Source organism: Chryseobacterium gotjawalense, assembly GCF_030012525.1.
Lineage (GTDB): Bacteria > Bacteroidota > Bacteroidia > Flavobacteriales > Weeksellaceae > Kaistella > Kaistella gotjawalense.
In genome coordinates, this window is record NZ_CP124855.1 from 1,148,851 (window position 1) to 1,161,833 (window position 12,983).

The following is a 12,983-nucleotide window of genomic DNA, read 5'->3' on the forward strand; positions in this document are numbered from 1 at the left end:
TTATTATTTTTAACAATGCTTAAATTCATTCTTTTGATAAAGAATTGCTTTTCCTTTTTAGTATAATATTTCGAATATAGGGTGCTGTTTTTTAATAAATCTGCAGCAATATAATTACTTGGCCAAAGTTGAAAACATTTGCCACGAACTCGCGAATTAATTATTTGTGAATTCGTGGCATTCTTTATAGATTTCGTTTGTTAAAAACGGGATTTGCATACATTTCTAAAAGCAATTGATTCATACAATTATTATTTTTAATAATGCTTAAATTCATTCTTTTGATAAAGAACTGCTTTTCCTTTTCAGTATAATATTTGGAATATAGGGTGCTGTTTTTTAATAAATCTGCAGCAATATAATTACTTGGCCAAAGTTGAAAACATTTGCCACGAACTCGCGAATTAATTATTTGTGAATTCGTGGCATTCTTTATAGATTTTGTTTGTTAAAAACGGGATTTGCATACATTTCTAAAAGCGCTTGATTCATACAATTATTATTTTTAACAATGCTTAAATTCATTCTTTTGATAAAGAATTGCTTTTCATTTTCAGTATAATATTTCGAATATAGGGTGCTGTTTTTTAGTAAATCTGCAGCAATGTAATTACTTGGCCAAAGTTGGTAACCCTCTACAATTTTTTTGGTTAAAACTTCTGCCAACTTCTGTATTTGCTTATTAGAATTGGAAACCGAGTTTTCAATATCCGTATAAATCTCCTCTTCCATCTTGCCAAAATGCAGGTGAATTCTTTTCTTTTGGCCAGAAACTCCCGTCATAATATTGAGAAAATCTTCGTTTTTGTGCTTATCCTGATTCAGATGATTTGCGCACATTCTTTCAACTTTCAGTTTGTCTGTCGGGTCTAACTCATAAGAAATAGAAACCGGAACTACTTTTAATTTTTTAAAATATTGACAAGGTTTACTTTGCTCATCAAACATAGAAATCATTTTCAAAACGCCAACCTGGGTGAAATCATTACCGTCTTTAGCACGACCTTCCCGCTGCGCAATCCAAACCGAACGATGTTCACTGGTTAATAACTGGAAAATATATTCCGATAAAAGTTTGCTGTTTTCTAAAAGTTCCCGTAGCGGGGCATTACGTTTTACAAAAAAATTCCGGTTGAGTTTTGCCAAAATAAGGTACAAATCTCTTTGCACCAGATTATCTCCAATAACCGATGCTGTAAGGTTTAAACCTTTCTCTAACAAAGCGAAATTTAACAAACACGTGTCTAAAAGAATATCCCGGTGATTGGAAATAAAAAGATACGATTCCTTTTTATTCAAATTTTCTGCGCCGGAAATAGTAAATCCGTCAGAACTTGCTTTCAAAACATTCTTGATACTTGGATAAATAATGGCTTTCTGAAAATCTCCAATAGAATGGATATCGCTAACAATTTGCTGTATTTCTTCATCTGAAATATTAGGAAGACTATAGTGCAGAAGAAGTTTCATCATTGGATGACGCATTATAAAGCGTATCGCAGGATTCACTTCTTCGGGATGATAAAATCTTATACTGTCGAATTTTTCTTTCATTATCTTTCTTTACCTATTAAAAATGCGACCTGCATTGTCCGTTGTAATCTGCTCGATTTCAGAAAAATCTTTATTATAGATATTCACAAGTTTTCCAACTACCAGATCCAGATAAGAACTTTCATTCCTTTTGCCACGATGCGGAACCGGCGCCAGATAAGGCGAATCGGTTTCCAGGACTATTTTATCTAAAGGAATCTGATCTAAAAACTGATCGATCTTTCCATTTTTAAAGGTGACTACTCCACCGATTCCTAAAATGAAATTCAAATCTATGGCTCTTTTTGCCTGATCCAGATTACCGGAAAAACAATGGAATATCCCGCGTAATTTCGGATGTTTTTTGCGCTCTAAAACTTCAAATGTTTCATCAAAACTTTCCCGTGTATGAATCACAATCGGCAAATCTTTTTCAATTGCCCAATCAATTTGCTGTTCAAAAGCTTTTATCTGAATATCCAAAGTGGTTTTATCCCAATATAGATCGATTCCGATTTCTCCGACCGCAGCAAAAGGTCTTTTATTTAAATAATCTTCAACCAATTTCAGTTCCTGTTCCCAAGATTCTGGTTTTACATAACAGGGATGCAATCCCATCATTGAAATGATCTGATTTGGATATTCACTTTCCAAAGCGAGCATTTTTTCGTGGGTTTCAGAATTGATGGCGGGAAGATAGAATTTGGAAACTCCTTTTGCAAGAGCTCTGTCAATCATTTCTTTCCGGTCGTTATCGAATTCTTCGGAATATAAATGGGTGTGGGTATCAATCATTGGGATTCTGAGTTACGTGTTTCGGGTTAAAAACAAAAATATTAATTATTTTAAATGAAAATTCTGAACCATTAAGAAAGAGGAAGGAATTAAGATCATTAAGTTTTAAAATGTTTCGGATTTAATTAGAGCCTTTTTAAATTTCATTTAAACTGATTTTTTACTACTTCAGTCAAAGTTTATGAACCACAAAGTCACACAAAAGAAGAACACCTAAGTTTTTAAAATATTTGATTCTCAACTTTATGAACTTTTCTTCATCCTATAATTCCTCTAAACTTTGTGACTTTGTGGTTTTTTATTTTTTCTACCACGGACTCTTTGGTTTTTTACTTATCACAGGTCCTCAAAATATTTTATGTTTCACTTTCGCCTGCTGCACCGAAATCCTGGCTTTCAGCTTTTCTAAAAACTCTGTGTATTTCGGATTTTTTTCATCGGTAGTTTTATGGTCTAACGATTTGGCGATTTTTAAATTCTCCTCAATGAAATCCATGGTCTCATCAGAAAAATAAGCATTCCCGAATTTCTCCCAGATATATCTAATTGCCTGATTATTGGGATGAATTAAATCTTCTTTGTAAAAACGGTAATCGCGCAAATCGTCCATTAAAATCTCATAAACCGGCAGGTAATGGCAGTTTTCAAATTGGGGCAGAATCTCGTGAATGGCGGTAATCAATTTCGATTTGCTCAGATTGTTTTCCACCATTCCGTCTTTGGTATGACGCACGGGCGAAACGGTAAATAAAATCTGAACGTTCGGTTTCGCAATATCTTTCAGATTAACGATGGTTTCATACATCGCATCCGTCAGTTCAAGATTCGTCAACAGTCTTTTTTCAAAATACTTTCCCGGAATTTTATGACAGTTCGCCACGGGTTTTTTCTTCGGCAAAAATTCATAAATAAAGGAAGTTCCGTACGTAATTAAAATCCAGTTCGTATTTTGTAAAAACCGGTTTCCGGTCTCGATCTGCGAATTTATTTTTTCTAAAGTCTGGTGAAGAAACCGGGAATTAAAGGAGCTGTGATGGTCCAGTGAAATCACTTCATCATTAAAACTGATCAGATCAGACTCTTCGTACCATCGGGCATCATGTAATTTTTTGACCGCATGATTAATGGAAAACGGGTTGAAAACCGTTCCGAAAGGATTATTAAAAGTTTGTAATTGCCCGCTCTGAAGCAAATCACTCATTTCAGTGGCAAAGCAGGAACCGATTGAAAAGATCTGATCTTCAACTTCAATTTTAATCTCGGAATTTGGAATTTCTACCTCTGTTCTAAATTTCATGGGATGATGTGGTGATGTGATGATGTGATGATGTGTTAATGTGGTGATTTGATGATGGGGTGATGTGATCTTCAAAGATTTTTTTTACCGCAAAAGGCGCAAAAGTTTTATTTTAACAGTAATTCAAAAGTCTGTAAAATGCATACGGTATAAAGGTTTACCTTTTTATCTAAAAGATTAATGTTTCAAAATAAGCGTTCCGCTTTATTTAAAAACCGTTTAAGCTATTTTCCGAACGACCTCTTAATTTTCATAATTTCTTCATTACCTCTTAATGTTGAAAAAATAATGTTAAAAACAAACGGTCTGTTTTATTTAATAATCATTTAAGCAATTCCTTTTCACGTTCCAGTGAAGTTTTTAAAAATAATTTTCGAAGAAATCTTAATTTCCCTTCATCCCTTAATGTTTTAAAAAAGACAAAAATTACAGTTCTGAATACCCCTTTGCGTTAAAATATTCACATGAACAGATTCTCAGCAGAAGCCAGCTGCACATGTTTTCCTTTCTAAATAATACGTTAAGATTCTCTTCTCAATAAATAATTCGCCAGTTCAATAAACGGTTTTTTCTTTTCATCAGAAACATTTATTTTATTCAGGTACTGCTGTGCCAGTTCGTTGTGTTCCTGGATCAGATGCAGGGTCTTCTCATCCACCTTCGTACGGCGGAAAATCTTTTCTACACTGTAGACTTTGTCCACATTATCGGTTTTTTTGGAGTACCAGAATTCGAGCTCTTTTCTTTCTTCCTCGGTGGCATGTTCTTTCGCTAAAAGATACAGTACCGTTTTTTTATTTTCATAGATATCGCCGGCGTGTTTCTTACCAAACTGTTCCTGGTTTCCGAAAACATCCAGATAATCGTCCATAATCTGGAAAGCGATTCCCACATGTTTCCCGAAATTGAATATCGCTTTGGCATCTTTAAAATCTGCCCCGGCGATTAAGGCACCAATCTCAAACGATGACGCACTCAACACCCCCGTTTTATAGGTAATCATTCTGATATAATCATTGAAAGTCACTTCTTCCTGAGTTTCAAAATTGATGTCATACTGCTGGCCTTCGCACAATAATAAACCGGTATGAATGAAAACGCGCATACACGCTTTGTATAAGTTGGGTTCTAAATTTTCAAAAAACTTAAGGGCTTTGAACATCAGGGCATCTCCGGAAAGAATTCCCGTATTGATTCCGTGCAGGGTATGAATGGTGGCCTTTCCCCGTCGCAGAGGAGCTTCATCCATAATATCATCATGAATCAGCGTGAAATTGTGAAAGAATTCGATGGCCAAAGCGGGTTTAAGGGCTTTCTTTAAATCACCGTCAAACATTTCACACGCCATCAAAACCATCATCGGGCGAAGTCTTTTTCCACCGTGCGAGATAATATAATTCATCGGAGCATAAAGTTCCTCGGGTTTATCCTTGAAGATGTATTTTTCAATTGCGCTGGCAACCATCCCCTGATATTCATCTAAAAACTGCATAAATTTCTTGTTTGCGCAAAAATACAATTTAAAAAAGTTTTGACCTTCAAAATCAATGAGAAAAAGCTCTGACAAACCTATTTCCTTATTTTTCATAAAAAGGAGTGGTTTTAAAAGATTATGGGTAATGCGTAAACGGATGATTAATAGTGTTTTTGGCAGATTGTGAATCTGGCTGGGTTAAATAAGAGAGGAGATCGGGGTGGCATCGGTAACGGGTTGATTTATTTTATTTGTTGTTAGAAGTGTTTTCAGCAAAACTCACCGTCATACAAATTATTTAATGTATCAATGGTGTTAATCATCATTAAAACTTTTAATCTCGTCGTGAAAGAGCCAAAAGATTTTATTTACAAATGGTTTGTTTTTCTCCCTTTTTTTAAGGACGCAAATTGAAGATTCACCAATTCCTCTAAAAAACAAGAAAGAGCCGGTTAACTTCGTCGAATTTTCGGTTTCACTTAACAAGGAGCGGAACAACTCTATTTTTATTAGAGCTTGTTTAAATTTTATTCAATAAAAATTTTATGGCGGATCATTTGATCATATTTTCAGAAATTTACATAAGAGTTCATAATTTTCACACAATCTTCTGAAATTATCAAACCATGTAAATATACTTTCAACAATCCATACAATCCATCTTCTGGAGCTGGGCTGAAAACCGGTTTTCTTCTCATTACAACATTACTCAGATAACCAAAGCAGTTTTTCACTTGTTCTATAACATCTCCTTTGTAGCCTGCGTGTGCAAGAATAACCCTTATTAGACTTAAAAAGCAAGCCTGAGTTCACATTAATAATTCTGCAGATTTCCTATCGTATACATTGGCTACGGTGACCATGATTGCAAATAAAAATCCGTTTTGATCCATCAGCACATGTCGTTTAATTCCTTTTACTTTTTGCTTCTGTTTAATCCGCTTAAGGAACGTTTATTTCCTCATTTTCCAATATAGCTGTACATAATTCCTAAACTTGATTCGGGATTTTGCTTTTAATTACTGGCTGCTAGAGAAATAAAAATGAATTTTAGGAACGCTCTATCAGGTTAAGACTTTTCAATCGACAACGTAAATACATTGTCAATAACTGAAAACATGAAATATTTTAACTAATATTTAACAATGATATGGCATTAATATTGGTTAAAACACATCATAACAAATTAAAAAATTATAGTATGAAAAAATTAGTTTTAGCAATAATTTTCTTTGGTGGCCTGACCGTAGCTCAAGCGCAGCAGACCAAACCAAAAGAAAAAGATGAAGTAAAAAAGACAACCACCATTCCGCAGGAAATTCACAATATAGTGGATCCTAAACACCCTAAACACAGCGGTTACAAGGTTAAGAAAAAAACCAGAAAAGGCAATAAATACGTAAAGAGAGTGAACACGGAAAATAAAACCGCCACCATCAAAACTAAAAAAGCCGGTGAAATGGAAAAAAATGTGAAAACAGTTCCGATCAAATAAATTCAGAATTGTTGACATAAAAAAAGTGCAGATCTAAAATCTGCACTTTTATATTAAAGTGGTTTTACCTGTTCCAAAAACCATGATTTAATTTCGCCTTCCAAATCATTTTCTAATTTTTCCCTGCACCAGTCGTGGTATCTGTTGAGCCAGTTTCGTTCCGGATCAGTTAATAATTCCGGGGCAATCACCTTTTTGTCAAACGGACAGATGGTTAATGTTTCAAATTCGTAGAACGTCCCGAAATCTGTAGTTTCCACTTCTTTTACGGCGATTAGGTTTTCATGACGGATTCCGTAATGGTAGTCATAGTAGAAGCCGGGTTCATTGGACAAAACCATTCCCGGTATCAGCTCCTGCGGGTTCATGTCTTTCCGGATATTTTGCGGACCTTCGTGAACATTCATAAAACTTCCTACCCCATGTCCGGTTCCGTGGTTGTAATCTTTCCCTTCCTGCCAAAGCGCCATTCTGGCAAAGGCATCGAGCTGTACGCCACGGGTTCCTTTCGGAAATTTCACCATTGAAAGCTGGATCAGTCCTTTTAATGCCAAAGTACAGTTGTGCTTAAATTCTTCCGAAGCATTTCCCAGGGCGAAAGTCCGGGTGATATCGGTGGTGCCTTCCAGATATTGACCGCCTGAATCTACGAGAATCGTTGCTTCATCCGTAACCTCTTTGCTGCCATCCTTTTTTGCAGAATAGTGCATGATCGCACCGTTTTCTTTGTAACCCACGATACTGCCGAAACTTTCACCGACGAAGTTTTTCCCTTCCGCCCGGAATCCTGTCAGTTTTTCACCGATCGAATATTCGGTCATCGTTTCTTTCCCTGCCTGATGAGTCAGCCAGTAAAGGAATTTAACCATCGCTACTCCATCCCTCTGCATCACGGTTCTGAAGCCCTGAAGTTCGGTTTCGTTTTTAATGGCTTTCATTAAATTTCCCGGAACGGGTGCTTTAATAAAAGTATTGTTGTTTTTTAAAGCTTCGAAAATCAGTTGATTGCTGTTGGGTGAAATCAGGATCTGTTCGTCGCTGATATTTTTCAAATCGGTGTAAAACGCTTCATAAGGTAGCATCTTCACACAGGACTCATCCAGTTGCTTTCTGGATTCTACTTCTAATTTTTCTAAATCAACGTAAAGTTTTGCCTCATTTTTCGTCAGAATAATATATCCTAAAAAGACAGGGTTGGATTGTACATCGCTTCCTCTTAAATTTAAAGTCCAGGCAACATCATCTAAACTGGAAATCACGTGCACCGAAGCGCCCAGCTCTTCCATTTTATTGCGGATGTCGATCAATTTATCGGTAACCGATTTACCGGCTCTTTCAACGGGCTGTACAAATATGGGATTCTTTTTAGCGCCTGGATTTCTGTTGGTCCAAATATCTTTCAGCAAAGGCAAATCAACCAGCTTATTTCCTTTTGCGGCTAATTTATCAGAAAGCAGTTCCCAGTTTGCATGCGAAGTTGCGATGGCATTGACGGCAACTGTTCCGTTTGCCGGGATCTCAGAATTAATCCAGTCGATATAATTTGGTGTTCCCTCCATTCCTTCTTTGAAAAGTTCAATTCCGGAACCTTCCAATTCTACGGGTGCCTGTACAAAATATCTTCCGTCGGTCCATAAACCGCCTTTATTGTGGGTGATAACAACGAAGCCCGCTGATCCGGTGAAGCCCGAAAGCCAGGTTCTTTCCTGCCATTCTGCAGGTAAATATTCACTCATGTGAGGATCCGCAGAATAGATAATAAAGGCATCGATATTATTTTCTGACATTTTTTGGCGAAGGGCCACTATTTTTTCTGATGAGGTCATAAGCTCTAAATTTGACGTGAATTTACAAAGAATTTAAGGGTTTGGAAAAAGAAGGGTCCTAAAATTTTAATAAAAATTGATTTTCTTCAAAATTTAATTGGAGTGAGGGTTCATTTTATCGGAATTGGATGTTTTTTTTAAATCATTTAATCCCAAATTTCTACAGGTTAAATAATTTCATTTACACTTTTTAATCGGGGAAAACAGGTTCACTGCCCTTTGCAAATATAAAAATATCCTTTATTTAGCCCAGATTGAAACGGCATCCTTTTTCTTTTCACGACAGTGAAAGAAAAAGATACAGTGGAAAGCTGGACTGATTTTCTGGAAACAAAATAATCCTGTAGCTCCTGAAAATTATTTTACTAACCAAAAAAAAAGCATACCGGAACTGAATCCGGTATGCTTTAATGAATCGGTTTGATACCGGTTTTATTTTTGCGCAGCTTTCATTGCAGCTTCTTTTGCTTTAAATTCCTGGTGCTTTGCTTCGTTTTTATTGGATAAATATAATCCTTTTAATAAACTTACCGCATCTAAATTTTCGGGATCAGCCTGATACCATTTTTCTGCATAAGGTAAAGTTGCTGCCAGTCTGCCTCTTCTTGCTTCGATGATTTTATTGGCTTCTTCGAATTTACCTGCTTTTCTGGTTGCGTTATAATCATCTACTGATTTTGCATCGTCACCCATGGTTAAGTAAGTAAGATTTTGCCAGGCCTGTGCAAATTTCGGATTGATTTCGACTGCTTTTTTATAAGACGCGGCGGCTTCTGCCTGAGTCGCTGGGTCTTTGCTTTGAAGAACTCCTAAATTATACCAGCTGGTCGCGTCATTTGGATTCTTCGCCAATTGTGCTTTTAAGCTTGCTACAAATTCATTGGTTTTTCCTGACTTAAAATAAGCAGTTCCCTGAAGTTCAGATAATTTAGAACTTGCCGGGAATTTTTTCAGTCCTTTTTCAATTAACGCTAAAGCTTCTTCTGATCTGTCAGTATCAATAAGCAATGCCACGGTAGTTTCGTACAATTCCTGCTCTAAACTTTTAGAAGTTTCGGTTTTAAAATCAGAATAATCTCCTGAGGCTCCAATTTTTTTATACAGTTCCCAAGTCGTTTTTTCCAGATTTTCAACTTCATTGCTTTTTTTATTTTTTGCAGTATAAGTGGTTTCCACTCCTGTGAATCCGGAATTAATCAACTCCATATAAACCTCAGTAGCTTCTTTTTTCTTGTCTGCCAGCGCGTAAGTGAGCCCGGAATAATACAGGTATTTTTTATTGTCCTGGCCGGCAGCTTTCAGTAAGTCATACACCTCCTGAAATTTAGGTGCGGCTTCAGCATATTTTTTTGTGTTATATGCTTCTAAAGCTGCTTTATTTGCGGATTCGACAACGGGATTGATCGATCCCGCCAGTTTATTGGTTAAAGTCGGATTGTAGGATTCTTCCTTCAAACCCTGCACGCCTGATTCATCAGCCACTGTTTTCCCAACATAATAGACTTTGTTTTTCGAGGAATCTTTTCCGACATAGATTTTATTTTTCGACAGATCATTAATCTTTGCCAAATAAGAAGCGCCTTGCGCAGTCTTTCCTGATTTTAAAAGCGCCAGTCCTTTAGCATAATAATATTGTTCTAAAACAGCCGGTTCCAGAAGATAGGTTTTATTCCCCATAGTGCTTTCCGCCTGTGCGAGTTGCGCATTGGTGGTGGCGATATCTCCAGCGTCGATGGCTTTAACCGCTGCTGCGATTTCCTTTTTTTGTCCAAATGCGAGTGCAACGGTCAGCATTGCTGCGCTTAAAAATATTTTTTTCATTTTATTTTAATTAAAAATTTGGTTAATTTATTATTCTGCAGATTCCTCTTGGTCTTCTGACTGATTGTTTTCTTCTGGATGATTGTTTTCTGACTCGACCGTCGGGGTTTCAGTTACTGGAGTTTCCTCCTGATCTTCTGCGCCCTCAGTTAATTCTTCTTCTTCAACGATTACTTCTTTGTCCATTTCCACTTTCGCGATGGCCGCAATTTCGTCATTTTTCTTCAGGTTGATCACTTTTACTCCCTGCGTATTTCTACCCATGATCCTCATCTCATCCATTCCCATTCTAATGGCAACCCCTGATTTGTTGATGATCATTAAACCATCCTCGTCAGTTACCATTTGAATAGCGATAAGATTTCCGGTTTTTTCAGTAATATTTAATGTGATTACACCTTTACCACCACGGTTGGTTACCCGGTAGTCTTCTACCGCCGTACGTTTTCCGTATCCTTTTTCAGAAACGACCAATACCGATTCATTCTGCACATCGTTGACCACAATCATTCCAATCACTTCATCCCCTTCATCCAAAGTAATACCACGGACTCCGATGGAACCGCGTCCTACAGCTCTGGCTTTTTCTTCCGGGAACCGGATACATTTACCGTTTTTAGTGGCAATCATGATTTCGGAACTTCCGTTGGTCAGTCTTGCTCCTAAAAGCTGATCGTTTTCTCTGATTTCGATGGCATTCACTCCATTGGTTCTCGGTCTTGAATAGGCTTCCAATGAAGTTTTCTTGATGGTTCCGTTTTTGGTAATCATCACTACATTCATTTGGTTTACATAATCCAAATCCTTTAAATCATTGGTTCTGATGTAGGCTTTGATCTTATCATCGGGTTCGATATTAATTAAATTCTGAACCGCTCTGCCTTTGGAAATTTTAGAACCTTCCGGAATTTCAAATACTCTCAGCCAGAAACATTTCCCTTTTTCGGTGAAGAAGAGCATGTACTGGTGGTTGGTTGCCGCTACAATATATTCCAGGAAATCTTCATCCCTGGTGGTTGCTGCCCGGTTTCCTACGCCACCACGGCTTTGTACTTTGTATTCTGAAAGCGAAGTTCTTTTGATATAGCCTGCATGAGAAATCGTAAGCACTACTTTTTCGTCTGGAATTAAATCTTCAATTGACATTTCGCCTCCTGAATAATCAATTTCTGTACGTCTTTCGTCGCCATACTTTTCTTTCATGTCTATCATTTCTTCTCTGATGATCTGGTATCTTCTTGGTTCGTTTGCCAAAATATCTTCCAAATCATTGATTAAAGCCATGATCTCGTCATATTCCGCACGGATTTTGTCGAGTTCCATTCCGGTTAATCGGGCTAATCTTAAATCTAAGATTGCCTGCGCCTGAATGTCTGAAAGGTCGAATTCGTTAATCAAACCTTCTTTCGCTTCCGCAGGATTTGAACTGTGACGGATAATCGCTATTGCTTTATCCAGAGAATCCTGAGTTCCGATCACTTTCATGAAACCTTCAAGAATATGGGCTCTTTCTCTGGCTTTTCTTAAATCATATTTCGTTCTGCGGACAATAACTTCATGTCTGTGCTCAACAAAATGAAGAATTAAATCCTTCACATTTAACTGAACCGGACGTCCTTTAACCAAGGCAATATTATTCACGCTGAATGAAGTTTGCAATGCCGTATATTTATAAAGCATATTTAATACTACATTCGGTATCGCATCATTTTTAAGTTCATAAACCACACGCATTCCCTGTCGGTCAGATTCATCACGGATTTCATAAATCCCCGGAATCTTCTCGTCTTTTACAAGCTCTGCTGTTCTGGCAATCATGTCCGCCTTGTTGACCTGGTAAGGAATTTCGGTAACGATGATGGCATTTCTGTTTCCAATTTCCTCAAAACCTACTTTTGCACGGAGAACCACCCGGCCACGCCCGGTATGTAATGCGTCACGTACGCCGTCATAACCATAAATAATCCCACCCGTTGGGAAATCGGGAGCGATGATGTGTTTCATCAACTCATCGATGGTGATTTCCGGATTATCGATATAGGCACAGATGGCATCAATTGATTCCGTAAGATTATGGGGCGCCATATTGGTAGCCATCCCCACTGCGATCCCCGAAGTTCCGTTCACCAAAAGGTTTGGAATTTTCGTAGGCATCACGGTAGGTTCCGTCATGGAATCATCAAAGTTATTTTGAAAATCAACGGTATCTTTATCAAGGTCTGCTAATATTTCATCAGAAATCTTTTTCAGTCTTGCTTCCGTATAACGCATTGCTGCTGGTGGATCGCCATCTACAGAACCAAAGTTACCCTGTCCGTCGACTTGAGGATAACGCAAACTCCACGGCTGCGCCATTCTTACCATCGCATCATAAACAGAGGTATCACCGTGTGGGTGATACTTACCGAGGACATCTCCTACGATTCTCGCTGATTTTAAATGTTTTCTGTTTGAAAATACGTTCAATCCGTACATTCCGTAAAGAACTCTTCTGTGTACGGGTTTAAGACCATCTCTTACATCGGGTAACGCTCTGGAAACAATTACCGACATCGAATAATCGATATAAGAGGATTTCATTTCATCAACAATGTTGATAGGAATTAACCTTTCTCCTTCTGTATGCATAGTATTTTAATAAAATGAAAATCAAGCAGTTATAGCTATACTTGATCTTTCTTACAATTCTAATTTTAATAACGTGCTAAAGTACGAAAAAATTACCGATTTTTGCGCTATAAT

9 protein-coding genes are annotated in these 12,983 nt (G+C 37.3%); 1 reads left to right on the top strand and 8 read right to left on the bottom strand.

Annotated features, from left to right (window positions below; genetic code table 11):
• Positions 1 to 432: 432 nt before the first annotated feature.
• The 5 genes from QGN23_RS05245 to QGN23_RS14895 all read right to left on the bottom strand — a co-directional run bounded on the left by QGN23_RS05245 (position 433) and on the right by QGN23_RS14895 (position 5,992).
• Positions 433 to 1,554: a 1-acyl-sn-glycerol-3-phosphate acyltransferase gene (locus QGN23_RS05245; RefSeq protein ID WP_282905954.1), complete on the bottom strand. Its 1,122-nt coding sequence runs from the start codon at positions 1,552 to 1,554 to the stop codon at positions 433 to 435.
• Positions 1,555 to 1,563: 9 nt separating this feature from the next.
• Positions 1,564 to 2,328, bottom strand: coding sequence for a TatD family hydrolase (locus QGN23_RS05250; RefSeq protein ID WP_282905955.1), 765 nt, complete (start codon positions 2,326 to 2,328; stop codon positions 1,564 to 1,566).
• A gap of 346 nt (positions 2,329 to 2,674) precedes the next feature.
• Entirely contained in the window at positions 2,675 to 3,625 is a 951-nt protein-coding gene (locus tag QGN23_RS05255) for a GSCFA domain-containing protein (protein WP_282906367.1), read from the bottom strand.
• Between the two features lie 520 nt (positions 3,626 to 4,145).
• Positions 4,146 to 5,117 (bottom strand): polyprenyl synthetase family protein, encoded by a 972-nt coding sequence (locus QGN23_RS05260; protein ID WP_282906368.1) that lies wholly within the window; start codon positions 5,115 to 5,117, stop codon positions 4,146 to 4,148.
• Positions 5,118 to 5,908: 791 nt separating this feature from the next.
• Positions 5,909 to 5,992: a hypothetical protein gene (locus QGN23_RS14895; protein ID WP_396127351.1), complete on the bottom strand. Its 84-nt coding sequence runs from the start codon at positions 5,990 to 5,992 to the stop codon at positions 5,909 to 5,911.
• Positions 5,993 to 6,300: 308 nt separating this feature from the next.
• On the opposite strand from QGN23_RS14895, the gene QGN23_RS05265 reads away from it, so the two are divergent.
• Positions 6,301 to 6,594 (top strand): hypothetical protein, encoded by a 294-nt coding sequence (locus QGN23_RS05265; RefSeq protein WP_282905956.1) that lies wholly within the window; start codon positions 6,301 to 6,303, stop codon positions 6,592 to 6,594.
• Between the two features lie 53 nt (positions 6,595 to 6,647).
• On the opposite strand, the gene QGN23_RS05270 is transcribed toward QGN23_RS05265, so the two are convergent.
• The 3 genes from QGN23_RS05270 to gyrA all read right to left on the bottom strand — a co-directional run bounded on the left by QGN23_RS05270 (position 6,648) and on the right by gyrA (position 12,869).
• On the bottom strand, positions 6,648 to 8,420 hold the full coding sequence (locus QGN23_RS05270) for an aminopeptidase P family protein (RefSeq protein WP_282905957.1): 1,773 nt from the start codon (positions 8,418 to 8,420) through the stop codon (positions 6,648 to 6,650).
• Positions 8,421 to 8,852: 432 nt separating this feature from the next.
• Positions 8,853 to 10,241 carry a tetratricopeptide repeat protein gene (locus QGN23_RS05275; protein WP_282905958.1) on the bottom strand — a complete coding sequence of 463 codons (1,389 nt, stop codon included), beginning with the start codon at positions 10,239 to 10,241 and terminating at the stop codon, positions 8,853 to 8,855.
• A gap of 30 nt (positions 10,242 to 10,271) precedes the next feature.
• Positions 10,272 to 12,869, bottom strand: a complete 2,598-nt coding sequence (gene gyrA / locus QGN23_RS05280; RefSeq protein WP_282905959.1) for a DNA gyrase subunit A — start codon at positions 12,867 to 12,869, stop codon at positions 10,272 to 10,274.
• Positions 12,870 to 12,983 lie beyond the last annotated feature (114 nt).